The sequence below is a fragment of the Inquilinus sp. CAU 1745 genome, assembly GCF_039839375.1.
Lineage (GTDB): Bacteria > Pseudomonadota > Alphaproteobacteria > DSM-16000 > Inquilinaceae > JBDOQU01.
This window is the reverse complement of the sequence record NZ_JBDOQU010000020.1, coordinates 60,059-82,126: the sequence shown is the minus strand read 5'-3', so window position 1 is coordinate 82,126 and position 22,068 is coordinate 60,059. Positions and strand designations below refer to the sequence as shown.

The following is a 22,068-nucleotide window of genomic DNA, read 5'->3' as shown; positions in this document are numbered from 1 at the left end:
AGGCAAGGATTCATGCGCATGGGGTCTGGACGGCCGTCCAGACCCCATGCGCTACAGAACAAACCACAAAACCTGTAACCCATGTCTCCGGGCTAACTTGTCACCCCTCTTTCCGGTTGCTCAGTGGGGGTGGTTCCTAGTTCTTCGCCTTGTCGACCAGCTTGTTCTGGCTGATCCACGGCATCATGGCGCGCAGCTTTTCGCCCACCTTCTCGATGTCGTGTTCGGCCGCGCGGCGGCGGGTGGCCTTGAAGCTGGTCTGGCCGACCTTGTTCTCCAGCATCCAGTCGCGGGTGAAGACGCCGTTCTGGATCTCCGCCAGCACCTGCTTCATCTCCGCCTTCGTCTCATCGGTGATGATGCGCGGGCCGGTGCGGTAGTCGCCATATTCGGCGGTGTTGGAGATCGAGTAGCGCATGTTGGCGATGCCGCCCTCATACATCAGGTCGACGATCAGCTTCACCTCGTGCAGGCATTCGAAATAGGCCATCTCCGGCGCGTAACCGGCCTCGACCAGCGTCTCGTAGCCGGCCTGGATCAGCGCCGTCAGGCCGCCGCAGAGGACCACCTGTTCACCAAACAGATCGGTCTCGCATTCCTCCTTGAAGGTCGTCTCGATGACGCCGGCGCGGCCGCCGCCGATGGCGCTGGCGTAGGAGAGGCCGATATCGAAAGCCGAGCCCGAACCGTTCTGGTGGACGGCGATCAGGCAGGGCACGCCGCCGCCCTTCACATATTCGCCGCGCACGGTGTGGCCGGGGCCCTTGGGCGCGACCATGAACACGTCGAGGTCGGCGCGCGGCTCGATCAGGTTGAAATGGACGTTGAGGCCGTGGGCGAAGGCGATCGCCGCGCCTTCCTTCATGTTCGGCGCCAGATGGTCGCGATAGATGTCGCCCTGCAACTCGTCGGGCGTGCACATCATCAGCACGTCGCCCCAGGCGGCGGCCTCGGCCGGGCTCATGACGGTGAAGCCCGCCTCTTCGGCCTTCTTCACGGTCTGCGATTCCGGGCGCAGCGCCACGCGAACGTCCTTGACCCCGCTGTCGCGGAGGTTGGCGGCGTGGGCGTGGCCCTGGCTGCCGTAACCGACGATGACGACCTTCTTGGCCTTGATCAGGTTAACGTCGGCATCGCGATCGTAGTAAACGCGCATTGTCTTTCCTTCTTCTTTCCTAGGTGCTTGTTGAATGGAGGCGGATCAGCCGACCAGGCTTTGTATCCGGTTCGCCCAGCGTGTGCCTGCGAGCTTGTTGATGAACCGACGATCGGCGGTAAGGACCTGGGTGTCGTACTCCTCCGCCAGCGTGACGTAGAAGCAATCGTAGATCGGATGATCAATGCTCATGGCGAGTGCGGCTGCTTCCTGGCCGAATTCGACGGTGGGGACGATCTTACTGAGAAGATTGGGCGTTTCGCGCATTATGGACGACACCATCTCAGGGGCAGCTTCCCCCTGGCGCTGTTTCCGCCAGGCGGCATTTCCGACCTCCGGCACGATCAGATCGGGCGCGATCAGCGGAACTGCGCGATCGACCCATGAACGAGCTTCCTCGGTGCCATCCTCCGGAAAGAACCATTTCAGCACGACGCTGGCATCCACCACGATCATCGCCGGCTATCCCGATCAGCGCGAACGAGATCGGCGCTGTCGGAGGTTTGAGCGGGCGCCATCGCGCGAATGCGATCTATGATGCTGAGCCGCTCTTCCCGGCTCAGCTTTGCGGCGTCGCTCAATATATCCCTCAGTTCCTGTTCCAACGAATGCCCGTGAAGCTCAGCCTTGATCTTCAGATTCTGGACGACCCTGTCTTCCAGGTTTCGAACGACGACCTGCGCCACCGCAGCCTCCGCTATCAAGTTTGATAGCATTAAACGTTCCGACGTTCGGTCCTGTCAATCGCCGCCCTGGAGGCCTTCCTTGCCGCGGGAGATGGCGACGACGCCGGTGCGGCTGACTTCCACGAGGCCGAGGGGGGCCATGAGGCCGGTGAAGGCGTTCAGCTTGTCGGACGAGCCGGTCACCTCGAAGACGAAGCTTTCATGGGTGGAATCGACCGCGCGGGCGCGGAAGATGTCGGCGATGCGGAGCGCCTCTATCCGCTTCTCTCCGGTCGCCACGACCTTGAGAAGCGCCAGCTCGCGCTCCACGAACGGGCCTTCGTCGGTCAGGTCGGAGACGCGGTGGACGGGCACCAGCCGGTCGAGCTGCGCCTTGATCTGCTCGATGATCATGCGGCTGCCGGACGTGACGACGGTGATGCGGCTGAGATGTTCACCGGCCACGACCTCGGCGACGGTCAGGCTCTCGATATTGTAGCCGCGGCCGGAGAAGAGGCCGATGACGCGGGCGAGGACGCCGGGTTCGTTGTCCACGAGCACGGAGATGGTGTGGCGTTCCACGGGTTCGACGGGAGGCATGGGTAGAGGTCCGTTCTTATTTTCTGTCAGGCATTGGGAGGGCGTAGGCGGGGCCGCCTATACCAGGACCATGCCTTCCTCCGAGGTCTGCTGCTCCGTCTTGTCGGCGGGCGTCAGGATCATCTCATTGTGCGCCGCGCCGCCGGGAATCATCGGGAAGCAGTTCTCATGCTGCGTGACGTTGACGTCAACGATGACGGGCTTGCGGGTGCCGAGCATCTCATCGATGACGCCGTCGAGTTCCCCCATCTTGGTGGCACGCAGGCCGACCGCGCCGAACGCTTCGGCCAGCTTCACGAAGTCCGGCAGGGCTTCGGAATAGCTCTGCGAATAGCGCTCGCCATGCAGCAGTTCCTGCCACTGGCGCACCATGCCCATCCAGCGATTGTTGATGATGTAGACCTTCACCGGGAGCTGGTACTGCACCAGGGTCGCGATCTCCTGGATGTTCATCAGGATCGACGCCTCGCCCGCCACATCGACCACCAGCGCGTCGGGATGGGCGATCTGGACGCCCATGGCGGACGGCAGGCCGTAGCCCATGGTGCCGAGGCCGCCTGAGGTCATCCACCGGTTGGGCTTCTGGAACGGGATGAACTGGGCGGCCCACATCTGATGCTGGCCGACCTCCGTCGTGATGAAGACGTCGTCGCGCTGCGCCGTCTTCTCCGCCAGCCGGCGGATGGCGTATTGCGGCTTGATGATCGCGTCGTCGCCCCTGTCCTGGGTGAAGCGCAGGCAGTCCCGCGCCCGCCAGAGGTCGATCTGGGCCCACCAGTCGGAGAGCGCCAGCTTCTCAGCCTTGTACTTCCGGTCCTTCCAGACCTTGATCATTGCCTCCAGCACGGCGGCGGCGTCGCCGACGATCGGGATGTCGACCCGCACGTTCTTGTTGATGGAGGACGGGTCGATATCGACATGGATCTTGGTCGATCCGGGGGAGAAGGCGCTGATCTTGCCGGTCACGCGATCATCGAACCGCGCGCCGATATTGACCATGACGTCGCAGCCATGCATGGCGAGGTTGGCTTCGTACGTGCCGTGCATTCCCAGCATGCCCAGGAACTGCTTGTCGGCCGCCGGGAAGCCCCCCAGCCCCATCAGGGTCGAGGTGCAGGGGAAGCCGGTCAGCGCCACCAGCTCTCGCAGAAGCTCAGACGCGCGGGGGCCGGCATTGATGATTCCGCCGCCGGTATAGAAGATCGGCTTCTTCGCCCGCGCCATCGCGGCCACCGCCTCCTCCACCCGACGCATGTCGGGCTGGACCTGCGGGCGGTAGGTCTTGTGCGTCACGCTTTCCGGCGAAACGTAGGTCCCGTCGGCGAACTGCACATCCTTGGGGATATCGATCACCACCGGGCCGGGCCGGCCGCTGCGGGCGACGTAGAAGCCCTCATGCAGCGTGCGCGCCAGCGCGTTCACGTCCTTCACCAGATAGTTGTGCTTGGTGCAGGGCCGGGTGATGCCGGTCGTGTCGCATTCCTGGAAGGCGTCGTTGCCGATCAGATGGGTCGGCACCTGCCCGGTCAGGCAGACCACGGGAATCGAATCCATCAGCGCGTCGGTCAGGCCGGTGACCGCGTTGGTCGCGCCGGGGCCGGAGGTCACCAGCACCACGCCGACCTTGCCGGTCGACCGCGCATAGCCTTCGGCTGCATGTACCGCCGCCTGTTCGTGCCGGACGAGGATGTGACGTACGGCGTTCTGCTTGAACAGCGCGTCATAGATCGGAAGGACCGCGCCGCCGGGATACCCGAAAATAACGTCTACGCCCTGGTCCGCCAGGGACTTCAGGACGATTTCGGCGCCGTTCAGCGTTTGGTCGGACATGATCATCTACCCTCGACACGGCCGTCGCACGGCCGATAACTCCATGATTTGATTGGACTACCACCCAAGGCTGACCTTGAAGGGAAGGGCAAGCTAGTCGGGATGATGCAGTGCGTCAATCGCAAAATCGAATATTCGATAAGATTTCATCCAGCAATTTTTCCGAATATTGCGCGTTTACGGTATGGCTGTTATGCACATTGCCGCCTTCACAAGTCTTCGGAGCCTGGTGGCGGAACCAGGTGAGTTGCCGCTTGGCGTAGCGCCGCGTGCTCTGCCGGGCCAGCGCCGAAGCCTCGGCAAGCGGCAGTTCCCCTGAAAGATGGCCGCGAAGCTCCGGCACGCCGACGGCCTTCATGACCGGAAGGTCGGGCGGCAGCCCGCGGGCTTCGAGCGCCCTCACCTCTTCCAGCGCGCCTTCGTCCAGCATCGACTGGAACCTATTGTCGCAGGCGGCGTAGAGCGCCTCGCGCGGCGGCATCAGGCCGATGAAGTGGAAGGCCAGCCCATCGGGGGCCAAGCCCGGAGCGGCCTGCCAGTCGACGATGGAACGGCCGGTGGCGGCCATGACCTCGAACGCGCGGACGAGGCGCTGCCTGTCCCCCGGATGCAGCCGCGCCGCCGCCTTCGGGTCGCGCCGCGCAAGCTCCTCACGAAACGCCTCGCCACCCAGGAAGGCGTGAAGTTCCGCCGTCGACTGCCGGATCTCCGGCGGGATGTCGGGAATGTCCGCGATGCCCTGCATCAGCGCACGCAGATAGAGGCCGGTACCGCCGACCGCGACCGGGATGTGGCCTTCGGCGAAAGCGCCGGCGACCGCGTCGAGCGCCATCGTCCGCCAGCGGGCGACGGTGCAGCGCTCCGATCCGTCCAGCACGCCGTAGAGGCGGTGGGGAACCGCCGCCTCGTCCGCCGGGTCCGGCCGGGCCGACAGGATGCGGAGGTCGCGATAGACCTGGAGCGCGTCGCCATTGACGACGATTCCGTCGAACCGGCGCGCGAGATCCAGCGCTAGGGCCGACTTGCCGCTGGCGGTCGGACCGCCGACGACCAGGACGTCCCGGCCGATCCGGGGGGTTCCGGTCATCGACCCTTTCCTGGGGCCGGACGGTCGGGCATAAGGCGGGCGGCGTTTTCATAACGATCAGGCATCATGGACAAGGTTCTAACGCTCATCGCCGTGCCCGCCCAGCATCTGGACGAGGCGACTGTCAGGAAGGTCGCGGTCGCGCTGGGCGTGGAGACGGGGCCGACAGGCTGGCTGGCGGCGAATGCGGCGTGCGACGTGCCCTTCACCGGGATCGGGCTCGCCGAGGCGCGGGACCGGGCTGAGGCGGCGCTAGACGGCCGGCCGGTCGACGCAATCGCGCAGCCGGCGGCGAACCGGCGGAAGAAGCTGCTGATCGCCGACATGGATTCCACCATCGTCACCGGAGAGACGCTGGACGACATGGCCGCGCTGGCCGGCATCGGGGAAGCGGTCGCCGCCATCACCCGCCGCGCGATGAACGGGGAGATCGACTTCGCCGGCGCGCTGCGGGAGCGGGTGGCGATGCTGAAGGACCGACCGGCGGACCTGCTGGAGCGGACGCTGGCGATGGTGGAGCTGATGCCGGGGGCGCGGATTCTGACCGCCACCATGCGGGCGAACGGCGCGCACGCCATGCTGGTATCGGGCGGCTTCCGCTTCTTCACCGGACGAGTACGGGAGATGGCGGGCTTCGACCAGGACGAGGGCAACGTGCTGCATGTCGAGGGCGGCCGGCTGACCGGAACCGTCGGCGATCCGATCCTGGGCCGGGAGCACAAGCTGAAGACGCTGACCGATGCCGCCGCCGCGCGCGGCCTGTCGCCGGCGGAGACGCTGGCGGTCGGCGACGGGGCGAACGATCTGCCGATGCTGCTGGCGGCGGGCCTGGGCGTCGCCTACCATGCCAAGCCTTCCGTCCGGGCGGCCGCGCACGTCCGAATCGACCATGGCGACCTGACCGCCCTGCTCTACGCGCAAGGGTATCGAGCGGAAGAATTCGCCACCCCCGAAGCCTGAGTCTCGAGGAAACTCCCATGCCATACCTGGCCGCCGACGATCGCTACCAGTCGATGCCCTACAAGAGGTGCGGGGGCAGCGGATTGAAGCTGCCCGCCCTGTCACTGGGGCTGTGGCACAATTTCGGCGGCGACCGCACGCTGGAGAGCCAGCGCGCGATGCTGCGCCGCGCCTTCGATCTGGGCGTCACCCATTTCGACCTCGCCAACAATTACGGGCCGCCCCCCGGCTCCGCCGAAGAGAATTTCGGCCGGCTGATGGCGCAGGATTTCCGGCCCTATCGGGACGAACTCCTGATCTCCACCAAAGCCGGCTACGACATGTGGCCCGGCCCCTACGGCGAATGGGGCAGCCGCAAATATGTGCTGGCGAGCCTGGACCAGAGCCTGAAGCGGATGGGGCTCGACTATGTCGACATCTTCTATTCCCACCGCTTCGATCCGGAGACGCCGCTGGACGAGACGATGGGGGCGCTGGACCACGCCGTCCGGTCGGGCAAGGCGCTCTATGCCGGCATCTCCTCCTATTCCGCGGAGAAGACGCGGGAGGCTGCAGCGATCCTGCGGTCGCTGGGCACGCCCTGCCTGATCCACCAGCCCTCCTATTCCATGCTGAACCGCTGGGTGGAGGATGGGCTGCTGGACGCGCTGGAGCAGGAGGGAATCGGCTGCATCGCCTTTTCGCCGCTGGCTCAGGGGATGCTGACCGACAAATATCTGAAGGGCGTCCCGGAGGAGAGCCGCGCGGCGCAGGGCAAGTCGCTGTCGCCCAACCTGCTGAGCGACGATAACCTGAAGCGCATCCAGGGGCTGGACGCGATCGCGGGCAAGCGCGGGCAGAGCCTGGCGCAGATGGCGCTGGCCTGGGTACTGCGGGACCGGCGGGTGACCTCCGTGCTGATCGGCGCGTCGAGCGTCCGGCAGATCGACGACAATGTCGCGGCGCTGGAGAAGCTGGATTTCACGCCGGAGGAGCTGGCGGAGATCGACCGGTTCGCAACCGAAGGCGGCATCAACCTCTGGGCGCGGTCGAGCGCCGTCTGATCCCCCGATCGTGGGGGATCGCGCATCCCCCTTCCTTCATGATCCGATCCTTCCGGGCGGCGCGACAGTCCGCCCCGGAAGGACGATCCGATGCATTTCCTGCCAGACCCGATCGATCCCGCCGTCAGCCGCACGGCGCTGATGGTCTGCGCCTATTGCGCCCTGACGGCCCGCCACCCCGCCTTCGCGAAGGCCTTCCGCGACCCGTTCGCCGAACCGCTCTACCGTCTGGCGGCGCGGGAGGGCGACGCGCTGATGGAACGGACGCCGGACTGGCCGGCCGTGGAGCGGGTAGTGCTGGCGGAAGGCGGCGTCGCGGCGACGGCGCTTACGAGCGTCGTCTGGCGGAAACGCTGGATCGAGGATCATGCGCGGCGGGCGCTGGAGGATGGAATCCGGCGCGTCGTGGTCCTGGGCGGCGGGCTGGACACGCTCGCCCTGCGGCTGGCCCCGGCCTTCCCTGCTGCGAGCTTCATAGAGGTCGACCGGACGGAGACGCAGCGGGTGAAGCGGCGGCTGGCGGCGCAAGTGGCCGGGATTCCGGACAATCTGGCGTTCGTCGAGGCCGACCTCGCCATCACGCCGCTGGAGGCCGTGCTATCGGAGAGCAGCGGTCCGACGCTGCTGATCGCGGAGTTCGTGCTGGAATATCTGCCGCCGGAGGCTGTGGCGCGCCTGTTCGGATCCTTCCGGCCGCTGATCGGCGCGCAGGGGCGGCTGATCTTCACCTTCATGTCGAAGCCATCGCTGGAGACGGAACCGCTGGCCCGCCGCTATGCGGAAGCGGCCGAGGCTATCGGAGAGCCGATCCGCTGGCGCCTCGACCCTGCGCTCTTGTCCGGATTTCTTCGGGATCACGGGCTCCGGGCGCGGGACCGGCTGAACACGCGGGTGCTGATCGATTCCTATCTGGACCGGATCGGGATCAATGTTCCCGGCGTGGTGCCGGAACGGCCGGTCGACACGCTGCACATGGTGCTGGCGTCGGCAAACCACCCCTCACCCTCCCGCTCCGCGGGTCCCTCCCTCTCCCACAAGGGGAGAAGGTGAAGTTGTTAGCCCTCTCCCCTTGTGGGAGAGGGTTAGGTGAGGGTTTAGGCTCCCTCCCCTGCTAAGCGGGGGAGGGTTGGGGTGGGGGTGTCAGCCGGTTTCGACGTTGAGGGCGACGAAGCGGATGCCGCCGGGGCCGTCGAGGAGGAGGAGGACGGATTTGCGGCCGGCGTCGCGGGCTTCGGCGACCCTGGTCGCGACGTCGGCGGGTTCGGCGACCTGCTCCTGGCCGACCTCGACGATCACCTCGCCGGGTTGCAGCCCCTTCTGGGCCGCCGCGCTGCCGGGCTCGACATTGGTGATGAGCACGCCTTCCAGGTCGGGAGCCAGATTGTACTGGGTCCGCGTCTCCTCGGTCAGCGCGGTCAGGGTCAGGCCCAGCGTGTGGAGGTTCTCCTCAACCATGGTGTCGGGGCTTGAGCCGTCGGCGGAGAGAAGGCCCTGCTCCTCCGCCTCCTCAAGCTCGCCCAGCTCGACCTCCACGGTCCTGATCTCGCCCTGACGGAAGATCTCGACCTCGACCTCCCGGTCGACCGCCGTTTCAGCGACGAGGCGCGGCAGGCGGCGCATCTCCTCCACCTCCTGGCCGTCGAATTCCAGGATCACGTCGCCCGCCTCGATCCCCGCCGTCTCGGCCGGGCCTTCGGGCGTGACGCTGGCGACCAGCGCGCCGCGCGCGGAATCGAGGCCCAGGCTCTCCGCGATCTCATCGGTCACAGTCTGGATGCGTACGCCGAGCCAGCCACGGCGCGTACGGCCGAACTCGATAAGCTGCTCGACCACCGGCTGGGCCAGGGAGGACGGGATGGCGAAGCCGATGCCGACCGACCCGCCGGAGGGGGAGAAGATGGCGGTGTTGATGCCGATCACTTCACCCGCCAGGTTGAACATCGGACCGCCGGAATTGCCCCGGTTGATCGAGGCGTCGGTCTGGAGGAAATCGTCATAGGGGCCGGCATTGATGTCGCGGGCGCGGGCGGAGATGATGCCGGCCGTCACCGTGCCGCCAAGGCCGAACGGGTTGCCGATCGCCAGCACCCAGTCGCCGACGCGCATCACGTCGCTGTCGCCCCAGGGAACGAAGGGCAGCGGCTCATCGGTCTCCACCTTGAGGACCGCGAGGTCGGTCTTGTCGTCGACGCCGACCAGTTCGGCCGTCAGCGAGGTGTCGTCCTGGAGGATGACGTTGATCTCATCCGCGCCGGCGATGACGTGGTTGTTGGTCACGACATAGCCCGACGCGTCGATGATGAAGCCGGAGCCCAGCGAGGTGGCGCGCTGCGGCGGGCCGTTCGGGATGCGCCCGCGCTCGTCGAAGAACTCCCGGAAGAATTCCTCGAACGGGGAGCCCGGGGGGAATTGCGGGATGTCGGGGCCTTCGAAGCGCCGCTGGTCGATGGTCTGCGTCGTGGAGATGTTGACGACGGCCGGCGAAAGCCGTTCGGCCAGATCGGCGAAGCTCTGCGGCGCGTTCTGCGCCCGCGCGAGCGAGGAGAGGCCAAGAGCGGTCGCCAGCACAAGCAGGGCCAGGAAGGCGCGGAGATAGATCGAGGTGTCGAATCGCCGCGCTGTGGCGAGCGAGGAAACCCTTTGTCCAGCGGACCCCAACCGACGCCCCATACCTGCCTTCTCCCTGCCGTTGCGCCGGTCCCTGCCGGCTTCTTCGCGACGCGCCGTCGACGCCTGTCCCGCTTTCAAGGGATGTTGGCGTTTCGGAACGGCGGGTCAACCCACTTTGCCAGAAGCCGCCAGCTTCGTCGGCAATCGCGGCGTCATCAAGGCGGGTCAGCGGGCGCCGGTCAACGAATGCCGGTCAACGAATGACTGCGACCAGCGCCACGCCCAGAACGGCCGCCACCAGCCCGGCGATTCGCAGGCTGGCCGACGGCATCGTCATGACCGAGGCGACCATCCGCTTCATCGCTTCCGGGGCGACGGCGTAGCACAGCCCCTCGATGACCAGCACCAGGGCGATGGCGGTGAGGAAATCAGACATGCGGGATCGCTAGAGCGAGGCGGCGGCGGTCCTTCGGGAAGACCGCCGCCCTCCCCTCGTCACTCGGCTTCCGTCGGGGCCGCGGGAATGGTTTGCTCTTCCGGCGGCTGCCCGGCGGACTCTTCTTCCGTGGGGCCGGGCGGAGCGGTTTCCGGTTCCGGCGCCTGCGCGGCCGAGCCTTCTTCCGCGGGTTCCGACGGGGTCACGGAGATAGCCCCGCCCGACGCGCCGACGGCCTCGGCCGGATCGACATCGCCGAAGAACCGGAAGAACTCGCTCTGCGGCGACAGGACGAACGTCGTCTCCTCGCTGCCCAGCGCGTTCCGGTAGGCCTGGAGCGTCCGGTAGAAGGTGAAGAACTCCGGATTGGCGTTGTAGGCCTGGGCCAGGATGGTGATCGCCTGGGCCTCGCCCTCGCCGCGCAGCACCTGCGCCTCGCGCTCCGCCTCGGCCAGGAGGACGGTCGCCTCGCGGTCGGCGCGGGCGCGGATCTGGGTCGCCTGCTCCGCGCCCTCGGCCCGGAACTCCGCCGCCTCCCGCGCCCGTTCGGAACGCATCCTTTCAAACACCGCCTGCTCGGTTTCCTCCGGCAGGTCGACCCGGCCCAGCCGGACGTCAATGATATCGATGCCGAAGCTGAGCGCGTCCTCGTTCACCTGGCGCTGGATCTCTTCCATGATCCGGGCGCGCTGGTCGGACAGGATCTCTATCTGCGTGGTGTTGCCCAGCACCCGGCGGACGGCCGAATTGACGGTCCGGGCCAGCCGCTCGCGGCCGGTCTCCTCCGTCCGCACCGCCTGATAGAACATCAGCGGATCGACGATCTTGAACCGGGCGAAGCTGTCGACCACGAGGCGGCGCTGGTCGCCCAGGATCACCTGCTCGGCCGGCGGATCGAGGGAGAGGATGCGGTCCTCATACCGAATGACGCGCTGGATGAACGGGATCTTGAAGTTCAGGCCGGGTTCGACGACCTGGTCGACCGGATCGCCGAACTGCACGACCAGCGCCTGTTCGGTTTCGTCGACGATGTAGAAGGACTGGGTGGCGAGGAGGCCGAGCAGGACCACGAGCACGCCGAGGATGGCGAATTTCCGGTTCATGGTCACTGACCTTCCTGGGTCGCCGGGCGACGCCGCAACTGATCGAGCGGCAGGTAGGGCACGACGCCCGAGCCGCCGCCGGCATCGTCGCCGATGATGACCTTGTTGGTGCCCTGGAGGACATCCTCCATCGTCTCGATATAGAAGCGTTCCGCCGTGACTTCCGGGGCCGCCTCATAGGAGTTGAGGACCGAGGTGAAGCGTTGTGAGTCGCCGAGCGCCTCGTTGATCACCTGCTCCCGATAGGCCGAGGCCTCCTGGATCATCCGTTCCGCCTCGCCGCGCGCGCGGGGGATGACGTCGTTGCGGTAGGCCTCCGCCTCGTTGCGGAGCCTCTGGCCGTCCTGGAGGGCGCGCTGCACATCGTCGAACGCGTCGACCACCGGATCCGGCGGCGCGACGTCCAGGAGCTGCACCTGCGTCACCTCGATGCCGGCATTGTAGTCGTCCAGGACCGACTGGACGAGGTCCCGGGTCCGGATCTCGATCTCCGCCCGCGCCTCGTTCATGGCCGGCTGGAGCTCCGTCTGGCCGATGATCTCCCGCATCGCGCTTTCGGCGACGATCTTCACCGTCTCCTCCGGCTCCCGGATATTGAACAGGAAGTTGGACGCGTCGGAGATGCGCCAGAGGACCGTGAAGTCGATGTCCAGGATGTTCTCGTCGCCGGTCAGCATCAGGCTTTCCTCCGGCACGTCGCGGGCCGAGGCGTTACGCCCCTCGATCGCGCCGACGAAACCGATGTCGATCCGGTTGACGGTGGTGACCGACGGGGTCAGGACCGTCTCGATCGGCGCGGGCAGGTGGTAGTTCAGGCCCGGCTGCGCGTCGCGCACATATTCGCCGAAGCGGAGCACGACGCCCCGTTCATCGGGCTGCACGCGGTAGATGCCGCTGGCCAGCCAGAGGACGATGATCGCGAGGATCGCCAAGGCGATGCCGCGTCCGCCGCCGAAGCCGGACGGCATGATCCGCTTGAAGCGGTCCTGCCCCCGGCGCAGCATATCCTCCAGGTCCGGAGACGAGGGGCCGCCGCTGCCGCCGCCGCGACTTCCCCAGGGGTTCTGCCCTCCGCCGCCACCGCCGCCGGAAGACCCCCAGGGGCCGCCGCCCCCACCACCCTGATTGTTCCAAGGCATACCTTGATCCCACTCCCTCGGTTCGCACGGGAACCGGTTCTTTCTATCGCCAAGCTAGGGCCTTATATCAGAAGCGATCGCCCCGCGGTCCAGAAGTTCCACCGGAATATCTTTGAAAGGATGGGTTTTCAACCATGGCCGAGGTGACGGAAAGCCAGATACTGGCGGCGCTGGGAGATATCCGCGCGCCGGGGCAGGAAACCGACATCGTCAGCATGAAGATGGTTTCAGGCCTTCATGTCCGCGACGGCCACGTCCTCTTCTCCATAGAGGTCGACCCGCAGCGCGGCCCGGCATTGGAGCCGCTGCGCCAGGCGGCAGAGGATGCCGCCAAGGCGATTCCCGGCGTGCTTTCGGTCACCGCCGTCCTGACCGCCGAACGCCCGTCGCAGGCCGCGCCCCGGCAATCGGCGGCGCCTCCTCCTCAAGCACGGCCGGCGCCGGCGCGTCAGAAGGCCGCGGTCGAGGGGGTGAAGGCCATAATCGCGGTCGCCTCCGGCAAAGGCGGGGTCGGCAAATCGACCACGGCGGCAAATCTGGCGCTGGCCCTGTCGGTCAACGGGCACAAGGTCGGGCTTCTGGACGCGGACATATACGGCCCCTCCATGCCCCGGATGATGGGCCTGCGCGGCAAGCCCACCTCGCCGGACGGCAAATCCCTCAACCCCATGGAGAATTTCGGCATCAAGGTGATGTCGATGGGCTTCATGGTGGAGGAGGAAACGCCGATGATCTGGCGCGGGCCGATGGTCCAGTCGGCGCTGATGCAGATGCTGAGGGACGTGAACTGGGGCGAGTTGGACGTGCTGGTCGTCGACATGCCGCCAGGCACCGGCGACGCGCAGCTCACCATGGCTCAGCAGGTGCCGCTGGCCGGCGCGATCATCGTTTCGACGCCTCAGGACATCGCGCTGCTGGACGCCCGCAAGGGGCTGAACATGTTCCGCAAGGTCGACGTGCCGGTGCTGGGCATCATCGAGAACATGTCCTATTTCGTCTGCCCGGATTGCGGCAGCCAGCACGACATCTTCGGCCATGGCGGCGCGAAAGCGGAGGCCGCCCGGCTGGGCTGCCCGTTCCTGGGCGAGATACCGCTGCACCTGGCGATTCGGGAGACTTCCGACAGCGGCAATCCGATCGTCATGTCGCAGCCCGACGGCCCGCACGCCCAGGCCTACCGGGCGATCGCCGAACGGGTATGGGAGGCGCTGTCGGCGGAAGAAACCGGCCGCGCCGCCCCGCGCATCCTGGTGCAGTAGGCGGCAGCTTGGGGCTTGTCGAAGGGCCGGGGCCGACATGGTTCGACGGCCTCACCATGAGGGTGGGGCCGCCGCAATGAGGTCTTATTCTTTCCGCATAACATCGTCGTCATGAAACCGGCTGGGGAAAGGCCGGCAATCGAATCATTTGGCACCGATGCCGGCGGCGCGGACCTGCGGACGGAAGGCAAGCAGGCCGGACCGGCGAGGAGAGTTTGATGCGTATCGGACTTCCAGGATGGACGTTGGCGGTAGTGGCCGGGGTCATCGCGATTTCAGGCGCGGCGCAGGCGGACCGGAACGGCTTCTACCTTCGCAATACCGGCGATGTGGAAGTGTCCTCCGTCTATGTCTCGCCCATGTTCTCCAAGCGCTGGCGCGGCGACCGGCTGGACGTTTCCGGCATCGATCCTGGCCAGGACATCTGGGTCCAGATCGAAAATCCCGAAGGGGACTGCTTCTTCGACATAAGGGTGGAGGACGCGACGGGAACGCCCCACGAGTTCTGGGGCATCGATTTGTGCGGGACCCGCATCCTCAGCGTCCCCTGAAATCCGGCTTCATTCCCCGCCGACGGCGTGTTCGATCGGCGGTAGATTGCGGAGATATTCCACCATCGCCGCCCGGTCCTCGGTCGTCAGGCGGCTCGTCGTCTCGGAGATGACGTCGGCCATTTCGCCGCCGGCGAAATCGCCATCCGGCATCATCCCGATCTCCAGGAAGAAGGTCAGATCGTCGGCGCTCCAGCCGCCGATCCCGGTTTCCTCATGGGGGGTGATGTTGGGCACCACCTCGCCGCCCGGCCCGTCTTCCGCCCCGGCCAGATGGAGATCCTCGTCAAGCCCGCCCAGCGGGCCTCGCGGCGTGTGGCATTGGGCGCAATGGCCCAGCGCCTCGACCAGATAGGCGCCGCGGCTTTGCTCCGCCCGCACCGCCGCGGCCTCGGGCGGGATGCGCTCGAAATTCATCGACCGCCAGACCGGCAGAAGGAAGCGCCATGAGAAGGGCCAGGACAAATCGTGAGGCCGGTTCTCGACAGCGGCCGGCGGCACGGATCGCAGATAGGCCCAGAGATCGGCGATATCGGTCGCCGTCATGCCGGTGTAGCTGGTGTAGGGGAAAGCCGGGTAGTAGGGATCGCCCGAGGGCGACACCCCTCCCCTCAGCGCCCGCACCAGATCGGCCTCCGTCCAGTCACCGATGCCATGTTCGGGATCGGGCGTGATGTTCGGGCTGTAGAAGGTGCCGAACGGCGTCGACAGAGCGCGGCCGCCGGCCAGGGGCCGCGCCCCCTCCTCCTCCGCGGTATGGCAGGCGGCGCAACCGGCGGCGGCGAAGATATAGGCCCCGCGCGCCACCGGATCGTCGGACGCGGGATCGAGTTCCACCTCCTGCGCCCAAGCCGCGCCGCCGGCGAGAAACAGCAGCGACGCGGCCGGGATCATCGCGCGAGACAAGGCCACAGCGGTCAGTCGTCCTCCGCGCGGAAATTGTCATGGCAGCCGCTACAGGCCTGCCCGACGACGGCAAATGCAGCGCGGATCGCCTGCGGATCGCCGCTTTCGGCCGCCGGCTGGAAATCGGCGATGGCGGCCTGCGCAGCCTCTACCCGCTCCGCAAAATCATCGGGATTTTCCCAGATCGCCGGCAAGGCATCGCTATCGTCCACGCCTTGCCCGGTGCCTTCGGGGAACAGGTCGGGCAGACGGGGCGCGACCTCCGCCATATCGGCGGCCGCGGCCTGGACATCCTCCACGGTGCCCGCCTCGCCCTGGATGAATTTGGCGGTGGTTTTGGCGGAGTCGCCCAAGGTCTCCATAGCGTCCTGACGGGTCTCCACCATTTCCTCCGGCGTCTGGGCGACGCCCGGGAAAAACGCGCCCGACCCGACGATGGCGGCGGCGGCAAGGGCCGAGATGGCGAGGGGCTTCAGCATCAAATCCTCCCATTCTTCCGTTGTTGTCGACGCCGGAGCCGGCCTTTCGGGGGCCGGGCAGCAGGCGTCACGGGTAAAGCTAACACGGCGCCGGAAGGGAGAGTGATCACGGTCGCGTCAGGTCACGCGGAAAGCCGCCGCACGATATCGAAGCCAAGATCGGTGACGGGGGGAGCCGTCCGGCTGCCATCGAGCCTGCCCAGGATCGCTTTCGCCGCCGTCAGGCCAAGCGATTTGTAGTCCACATGGACGGTGGTCAGGCTCGGCTCCACATGCGCGGCGAAATCCTGGTCGCCGAAGCCGATCACGGCGATCTGGTCGGGAATTGCTAGACCGCGAGAGCCGGCTTCGATGATGATCCCCTGCGCCAGCAGGTCGGAGCTGCAAAAGATGACGCCTTGCGAAAAATCCTGTTCCTCGACCAGCCGGGCAAGACCTTCCCGGCCGCGCGCGAGGCTCGCCGACCCCTGGAACGTCACGTCGGAGACCGGGGCGCCCGATAGCTGGGCGAACCGATCCGCGAACGCCGTCTTGCGCCGCAACGCCCGCTCGTCCCCAGCGGAAACGGTGCCGGCGCGCCGATAGCCGGCTTCATGCGCGAACTCGGCGACCACTCGGCCGGCCTCGACATGGGAGAATCCGACGCACAGATCGACCGGGGAGTCGGTGATGTCCCAGACCTCGACCACGGGGATCCCCGCGCCGAGCAACATCTTGCGAGCCATGGCGGTATGATGGATTCCCACCAGCAGCATGGCGTCCGGTCGCCGCGACAGATGAAGGGAAATCAGCGCTTCCTCATCCTCCGCGACAAAGCCTGTCTCCGACAGGAGGATCTGGTAGCCGTGCCCCCGCATTCCGTCGGTGAAGGCCTGGATCACCGATGAATAGACGATGTTGGTGATCGAAGGCACCAGCGCGCTGATGAGCTTGCTGCGCCGCGAGGCGAGCGCGCCGGCAAGCGCGTTGGGCACGAAGCCCGTCACCTCGATCGCCTCGCGGATCTTGCGGAGCGTCTTCGGCGACACCTTGGAAGGATCGCTGAGGGCGCGGGACACCGTCACCTGTGAGACGCCGGCCAGCCGGCCGACGGTTTCCATGGTGACGGCGTCCGATGGGCGGCGGCGTGTGCGCGCTGGGGTTTCTTCCGCTGTCATAGGGAAGTTATTTCTTCACCCTGGCCGGAAGGCAAGCATCAGACCGCGTCTTCGATCCCTCCGCGATCGCGGCGGCTGATGATGATCGAGACGGCGATCGATCCGGCGATCAGCAGCCACAGGAACACGGCGATCCAGCTCTTGGTGAAGAAGATCGTCAGGTCGCCGAAGGATTCCAGGCTCTTCACGAAATAGATCTCGGCCGAAGGCCCCAGGATGAAGCCGATGATGAAGGGAGCGACCTCGAGCCCCAGCTTGACGCCGACCCAGCCGAGGATTCCGAAGACGAGCAGGGTCCAGACGTCGAACATGATGCCGTAGTTGATCGTGTAGGCGCCGATCACGCACATCATCAGGATGACTGGATAGAGGATCGCCTTCGGGATGGCGACGGCGAGGGAGAACCAGCGGATCGCGTAGTACATCAGGACGAACGTGACGACGTTGGCGAGCAGCATCGCGAGAATCATCGAATTCCATGTGTCCGGATGCTGACCGATGAACAGCGGACCGACCTGGATGCCCTGAAGGGTGAAGGCGCCGATCAGGAGGGCCGTCGTCGAATCCCCCGGAATGCCGAGCGAAAGCAGCGGCACCAGCGCCCCGCCGGTCAGCGCGTTGTTGCTCGTCTCCGAAGCGATGACGCCGGCGGGCTCGCCCTTGCCGAAGGTCTCAGGGTGGGAAGAAGTCGTCTTGGCGGCCGTATAGGCCAGGATCGATGCGGCGGAGCCGCCGATGCCGGGCAGGATGCCAACGAACGTCCCGATTCCCGAAGAGCGGATGAGGTTGAGCGTCTGGCCGCGGAATATGGACCAGGAGAATCTGGACCTGGAGCCGCTCTCCAGCTCCCGGATGGACTGGCCCTTCGGCATGCCGATCTCCGCCTCCTCCAGGACCGTCGTCAGCCCGAAGAGCGCGATGAGCATCGGCAGCAGCGAGAAGCCGCTGTAGAGGATGTCTTCCATGCCGGGCGGTATCAGGCGCCAATGTCCGTTTCCGCCGTCCGTGACGTCATAGACTCCGATGAGGCTCACGAAGATGCCGAGGAAGCCGGAGAAGACGCCCAGCAGCATGTCGCGCGAGAGCGCGCCCATGACGGTCAGCGCGAGCAGGATGATCAGGAACTTCTCGATATAAGAGAAGCGGATCGCGAAATCGGCAAGGAAGGGCGTGAAGAGGTACAGCGCCGCGAGCGAGACCAGACCGCCGAAGAGAGAGCCGATGATGCTGATGCGCATCGCCTGCTCGCCCTTGCCTTGAAGCGCCATCTGATAGCCATCGAAGGTGGTGGCGACGGATGATGGCGTGCCGGGCATGCCGATCAGGATCGCCGGCACCACTCCGCCCGAGATGCCCCCGACATAGAGCCCGATCAGCAGGGCGAGACCGTTCTCCAGCCCGAGCGCATAGGTCAGCGGCAGACAGACGGCGACGGCCATCGTCGCGGTGAGGCCGGGAATGACGCCGAAAATGATCCCAAGGGCCGTTCCGGCCGCGATGAGCAGCACGAAGAGCGGCGTGATGAAACCGAACAGATCCATTGAATTTCCCCGCTCAAGGCAGCGTCAGGAAGAAGACGTAGGCGAACACCCACCAGACCAGGAGCGGCGAGACGATGGAGACAATGCCGAGCACCGCCAGGGCGGGCCTCGCCCTTTCCCGCAGGAAAAGCAGCCCGCACAACGCCACATAGGGGATCGAACAGAGAAGGAAGCCCATGCCCGTGTTGGGCCAGAAATTGCCGACCGGGACCATCAGCAGGAAATAGACGAGCGTCAGGACGATCGTTCCGAAGAAGCGGAACTTGTCCATCGCGGCGAATATTCCGGACCAATAGCCCGCCGCGCCGGCGAACCGCCGCCAGCGCGTCGCGACGATCGCCGCCCCGAGAAGCAGAAGGACGGTGCCGATGATGGTGGGAAATACCAGGTGAGAGGTCTCGAAATCGATCGAGACGCGCGTGAGGCCGTCCATCCGCGGCGCTCCTCCTTCCTACATGACGAGGCGCGCCCGGCCCGTTTTGCAGGGCCGGGCCAGATCCTGCGAAGGATCAGCTCTTCATTTCCTCGATCACCGCGGCGGCAGTGTCGCGCTTGGCAATGAGATATGCCGCCGCCTCTGCCTGCGGCAGGTAGTTGGGCATGAAGAACGCCTGGAGCTGGCGCTGCTGGATTTCCCCGACGGCGTAGATCTCCGTCAGCGCCTCGTCGATCGTTGAGGAAATGCCAGGGTCCATCTCCTTGTTGAAGAGAAGGAAGAACTCCTTGTCGAAGGTGAAGTCCTTCTCGCCATCGAGCGTCACGCTGGTCTGCGGGCTGGCGAATTTGAGCATCTCTTCCCGGGTGGTTCCGCCCATCCCTGCCTCCGGCGCCTGCTCCAGGGTTCCCGGACGGGTCGTGATCCAGACGAAGCGCATGGCGGTGCGATCGTCTTCCGGCAGTTGCGTGAACTGCTCGTTCGCCTGGATCGAGCCGTTGATCACGTCGGCCAGGCCGTCCCACATCGCCTGATTCTTGTCCGCCTGGGAGCCGGTGTTGACCGGGACGATGTTGGCTTCCGAACCGGGGTTGAGGATGTTCGCGGCATTGCGCATTCCGGTGAATCCGATCTCCGAAACGCCGCCGGGCTGTATCGCGACGCGGATGCGTTCCCCGCCCGCCGCCGCCGCGAAGACGTCCTCCATGGATTGGTAGGGCGAGGTCTTCGGCACGAGGAAGCAGTTGCCGGGATTGATGGCGACCGTCGGGCCGATCGCGAATTCGGAGAAGGCGTCCCCGATGCCGGGCACACCATAGAGGTAGGAAAGATAGATCTGGTCGTGGTGAAGCATGATCGTCGTGCCGCGCGAATCGCGGCGTGTGGCGTTCAGCGCCTCGTTCGTGCCGACCGCGTCGACGCGGATGTTGACGCCCAGCTTCTCCGCCAGCGCGTCGGCCACGATCGACGAGTTCTGGTAGGTGTCCCCGCCTGTCGAGGTCGAGCCGATGACCATGCGGATGTTGCGCGGCAGGCTTTGCGCGCGCGCAACGTACGGGCTGGATAACGTGACGGTGGCGGCGACTCCAGCGCCGGCCGCCAGAACGGATCTGCGGGTCAGTTTCATGATGTCCTCCCCTCGGGCCGACTGTCGCGGCCTTGAATTGCGGAGCTGGGCGCTCATGACGCCCATCCAGCGCGCCACTCTATATGTATGCGCATACATAACCGTGAGACATGAATCAGCCATGTGTCAAGGCCGGAGTCACCGCAACGTCGTGCACACTTTATGAACGGGCGAGATGATTGACGCACTTCTATGAATGCGCATACACATGACGACATGGCACGATGTGAGAGATCGAGGATGACTGATCACAAAAGACGGAGCCCGAAAGAACTGCGCAGCGCGCGCTGGTTCGCTCCGGACGACCTTCGCAGCTTCGGGCACCGTTCCCGCATGATGCAGCTTGGCTATTCCGAGGAGGAATTCATGGGCAGGCCGATCATCGGCGTGCTCAACACCTGGTCCGAGCTGAATTCCTGCCATGGGCACTTCCGTCAACGGGCGGACGACGTGAAGCGCGGAGTGGCGCAGGCAGGTGGCCTAGCGGTGGAACTGCCGTCCCTTTCCGTCGACGAAAGCTTCACCAAGCCCACCTCGATGCTCTACCGCAACTTGCTCGCGATGGAGACGGAGGAGACGATCCGCTCCCACCCGCTGGACGGGGTGGTGCTGATGGGCGGCTGCGACAAGACCACCCCCGCCCTTGTGATGGGCGCGATCACCGCCGGCGTGCCGATGATCTACCTGCCGGCGGGGCCGATGCTGAGGGGCCATTTCGCCGGCAAGATCCTGGGCTCAGGCTCGGACGCCTGGAAATACTGGGACGAGCGGCGCGCCGGCAAGATCACGGATGAGGAATGGCTAGGGGTGCAGGGCGGCATCGCGCGCTCCTACGGCACCTGCATGACCATGGGCACCGCCTCCACCATGACCGCCATCGCCGATGCGATGGGGCTGACGTTGCCCGGCGCGTCGTCCATCCCCGCCGCGGATTCAGGCCACCAGCGCATGTCGTCGCAATGCGGCCGGCGGATCGTGGAGATGGTCTGGGAAGATTTGACGCCCGACCGGATCGTGACCGAAGCCGCCGTACGCAACGCCGCGATCGTCGCGATGGCGACCGGCTGTTCCACCAACGCCGTCGTCCATCTGATCGCCATCGCACGCCGCGCCGGCGTGGACCTGACGCTCGACGAACTCGACGCGCTGGGGCGCACGACGCCGCTGATCGCCAATGTCCGGCCGGCGGGCAAGGACTACCTGATGGAGGATTTCTTCTATGCGGGCGGCCTGCGCGCGCTGATGAAGCAGATGGAGGACCGGCTCGACACCTCCGCGATCACGGTGACGGGCAAGTCGCTCGGGCAGACGCTGGAGGGCGCCCAGGTCTACAATCCCGACGTGATCCGCCCCCTCTCGAACCCCGTCTATCACGAAGGGTCGCTTGCCCTCCTGCGCGGGAACCTCTGCCCTGACGGCGCGGTCATCAAGCCGGCCGCCTGCGACCCGAAATTCCACACCCATCAGGGCCCGGCCCTGGTCTTCGACAGCTATCCCGAAATGAAGGCGGCCGTGGAGGACGAAAATCTCGACGTGACGCCGGACCACGTGCTGGTGCTGCGCAATGCGGGACCGCAGGGCGGGCCCGGCTTTCCGGAATGGGGAATGCTGCCGATCCCGAAGGCGCTCATCAAGCAGGGTCATCGGGACATGCTGCGGATTTCCGACGCGCGGATGTCGGGCACCTCCTACGGGGCGTGTGTGCTGCATGTCGCGCCGGAAAGCTATGTCGGCGGACCGCTGAGCCTGCTCAGGACCGGCGACATCGTGCGGATCGACCTTCCGAACCGTCGTCTGGACATGCTGGTGTCCGACGACGAGCTGGAAGAGCGGCGGAAGGCCTGGACGAGGCCGGAGCCCCGCTTTGAGCGCGGCTATGGCTACATGTTCTCAAAGCACGTGACCCAGGCCGACAAGGGCTGCGATTTCGACTATCTGGAGCGCGGCTTCGGCCGGACCGCCGGCGAACCGGACATCTTCTGAG

At 66.0% G+C, this 22,068-nt stretch carries 22 protein-coding genes; 6 read left to right on the top strand and 16 right to left on the bottom strand.

The annotated features are described in order from the left end of the window. Nucleotides 1-136: 136 nt before the first annotated feature. The 6 genes from ilvC to miaA all read right to left on the bottom strand — a co-directional run bounded on the left by ilvC (nucleotide 137) and on the right by miaA (nucleotide 5,338). A complete protein-coding gene (ilvC, locus tag AAFN89_RS19205) occupies nucleotides 137-1,156 on the bottom strand; it encodes a ketol-acid reductoisomerase (RefSeq protein WP_347540834.1) in 1,020 nt (339 codons plus the stop codon). A gap of 45 nt (nucleotides 1,157-1,201) precedes the next feature. Continuing rightward, nucleotides 1,202-1,612 (bottom strand): type II toxin-antitoxin system VapC family toxin, encoded by a 411-nt coding sequence (locus AAFN89_RS19200; protein ID WP_347540833.1) that lies wholly within the window; start codon nucleotides 1,610-1,612, stop codon nucleotides 1,202-1,204. Further along, nucleotides 1,609-1,842, bottom strand: a complete 234-nt coding sequence (locus tag AAFN89_RS19195) for a hypothetical protein (protein WP_347540832.1) — start codon at nucleotides 1,840-1,842, stop codon at nucleotides 1,609-1,611. Before AAFN89_RS19195 ends, AAFN89_RS19200 begins: the two co-directional genes overlap by 4 nt. A gap of 54 nt (nucleotides 1,843-1,896) precedes the next feature. Continuing rightward, on the bottom strand, nucleotides 1,897-2,421 hold the full coding sequence (gene ilvN, locus AAFN89_RS19190) for an acetolactate synthase small subunit (protein WP_347540831.1): 525 nt from the start codon (nucleotides 2,419-2,421) through the stop codon (nucleotides 1,897-1,899). 57 nt (nucleotides 2,422-2,478) lie between these two features. Continuing rightward, a complete protein-coding gene (locus tag AAFN89_RS19185; protein ID WP_347540830.1) occupies nucleotides 2,479-4,251 on the bottom strand; it encodes an acetolactate synthase 3 large subunit in 1,773 nt (590 codons plus the stop codon). 115 nt (nucleotides 4,252-4,366) lie between these two features. Next, on the bottom strand, nucleotides 4,367-5,338 hold the full coding sequence (gene miaA / locus AAFN89_RS19180; RefSeq protein ID WP_347540829.1) for a tRNA (adenosine(37)-N6)-dimethylallyltransferase MiaA: 972 nt from the start codon (nucleotides 5,336-5,338) through the stop codon (nucleotides 4,367-4,369). Nucleotides 5,339-5,404: 66 nt separating this feature from the next. Between miaA and serB the strand changes: the two genes are divergently transcribed. The 3 genes from serB (at nucleotide 5,405) to AAFN89_RS19165 (ending at nucleotide 8,391) form a co-directional block, all read left to right on the top strand. Continuing rightward, nucleotides 5,405-6,298 carry a phosphoserine phosphatase SerB gene (gene serB, locus AAFN89_RS19175; protein WP_347540828.1) on the top strand — a complete coding sequence of 298 codons (894 nt, stop codon included), beginning with the start codon at nucleotides 5,405-5,407 and terminating at the stop codon, nucleotides 6,296-6,298. A gap of 17 nt (nucleotides 6,299-6,315) precedes the next feature. After that, nucleotides 6,316-7,341 carry an L-glyceraldehyde 3-phosphate reductase gene (mgrA, locus tag AAFN89_RS19170; RefSeq protein WP_347540827.1) on the top strand — a complete coding sequence of 342 codons (1,026 nt, stop codon included), beginning with the start codon at nucleotides 6,316-6,318 and terminating at the stop codon, nucleotides 7,339-7,341. 90 nt (nucleotides 7,342-7,431) lie between these two features. Then, nucleotides 7,432-8,391: a class I SAM-dependent methyltransferase gene (locus AAFN89_RS19165; protein WP_347540826.1), complete on the top strand. Its 960-nt coding sequence runs from the start codon at nucleotides 7,432-7,434 to the stop codon at nucleotides 8,389-8,391. Nucleotides 8,392-8,481: 90 nt separating this feature from the next. Here the strand turns inward: AAFN89_RS19165 and AAFN89_RS19160 are convergent, their stop codons facing one another. The 4 genes from AAFN89_RS19160 to hflK form a co-directional block, all read right to left on the bottom strand. Continuing rightward, nucleotides 8,482-10,011, bottom strand: a complete 1,530-nt coding sequence (locus tag AAFN89_RS19160) for a DegQ family serine endoprotease (protein ID WP_347540825.1) — start codon at nucleotides 10,009-10,011, stop codon at nucleotides 8,482-8,484. 193 nt (nucleotides 10,012-10,204) lie between these two features. After that, nucleotides 10,205-10,387 (bottom strand): DUF2065 domain-containing protein, encoded by a 183-nt coding sequence (locus AAFN89_RS19155; RefSeq protein WP_347540824.1) that lies wholly within the window; start codon nucleotides 10,385-10,387, stop codon nucleotides 10,205-10,207. Between the two features lie 59 nt (nucleotides 10,388-10,446). Beyond that, nucleotides 10,447-11,490, bottom strand: a complete 1,044-nt coding sequence (gene hflC, locus AAFN89_RS19150; protein WP_347540823.1) for a protease modulator HflC — start codon at nucleotides 11,488-11,490, stop codon at nucleotides 10,447-10,449. Nucleotides 11,491-11,492: 2 nt separating this feature from the next. Continuing rightward, nucleotides 11,493-12,629: an FtsH protease activity modulator HflK gene (gene hflK / locus AAFN89_RS19145; RefSeq protein WP_347540822.1), complete on the bottom strand. Its 1,137-nt coding sequence runs from the start codon at nucleotides 12,627-12,629 to the stop codon at nucleotides 11,493-11,495. Nucleotides 12,630-12,763: 134 nt separating this feature from the next. Between hflK and apbC the strand changes: the two genes are divergently transcribed. Next, a complete protein-coding gene (apbC, locus tag AAFN89_RS19140) occupies nucleotides 12,764-13,888 on the top strand; it encodes an iron-sulfur cluster carrier protein ApbC (protein WP_347540821.1) in 1,125 nt (374 codons plus the stop codon). Nucleotides 13,889-14,106: 218 nt separating this feature from the next. Beyond that, entirely contained in the window at nucleotides 14,107-14,439 is a 333-nt protein-coding gene (locus AAFN89_RS19135) for a hypothetical protein (RefSeq protein WP_347540820.1), read from the top strand. Between the two features lie 9 nt (nucleotides 14,440-14,448). On the opposite strand, the gene AAFN89_RS19130 is transcribed toward AAFN89_RS19135, so the two are convergent. The 6 genes from AAFN89_RS19130 to AAFN89_RS19105 form a co-directional block, all read right to left on the bottom strand. Continuing rightward, a complete protein-coding gene (locus AAFN89_RS19130; RefSeq protein WP_347540819.1) occupies nucleotides 14,449-15,351 on the bottom strand; it encodes a cytochrome c in 903 nt (300 codons plus the stop codon). Between the two features lie 5 nt (nucleotides 15,352-15,356). Next, nucleotides 15,357-15,824, bottom strand: a complete 468-nt coding sequence (locus AAFN89_RS19125; RefSeq protein WP_347540818.1) for a cytochrome c — start codon at nucleotides 15,822-15,824, stop codon at nucleotides 15,357-15,359. 122 nt (nucleotides 15,825-15,946) lie between these two features. Next, entirely contained in the window at nucleotides 15,947-16,924 is a 978-nt protein-coding gene (locus AAFN89_RS19120) for a LacI family DNA-binding transcriptional regulator (protein WP_347540817.1), read from the bottom strand. 95 nt (nucleotides 16,925-17,019) lie between these two features. Continuing rightward, nucleotides 17,020-18,522 carry a tripartite tricarboxylate transporter permease gene (locus AAFN89_RS19115; RefSeq protein ID WP_347540816.1) on the bottom strand — a complete coding sequence of 501 codons (1,503 nt, stop codon included), beginning with the start codon at nucleotides 18,520-18,522 and terminating at the stop codon, nucleotides 17,020-17,022. Between the two features lie 13 nt (nucleotides 18,523-18,535). Then, on the bottom strand, nucleotides 18,536-18,955 hold the full coding sequence (locus AAFN89_RS19110; protein WP_347540815.1) for a tripartite tricarboxylate transporter TctB family protein: 420 nt from the start codon (nucleotides 18,953-18,955) through the stop codon (nucleotides 18,536-18,538). 76 nt (nucleotides 18,956-19,031) lie between these two features. After that, nucleotides 19,032-20,084 carry a hypothetical protein gene (locus AAFN89_RS19105; RefSeq protein WP_347540814.1) on the bottom strand — a complete coding sequence of 351 codons (1,053 nt, stop codon included), beginning with the start codon at nucleotides 20,082-20,084 and terminating at the stop codon, nucleotides 19,032-19,034. Nucleotides 20,085-20,324: 240 nt separating this feature from the next. Between AAFN89_RS19105 and araD the strand changes: the two genes are divergently transcribed. Further along, entirely contained in the window at nucleotides 20,325-22,067 is a 1,743-nt protein-coding gene (gene araD / locus AAFN89_RS19100) for an L-arabinonate dehydratase (RefSeq protein ID WP_347540813.1), read from the top strand. The last annotated feature ends 1 nt before the right edge of the window (nucleotide 22,068 follow it).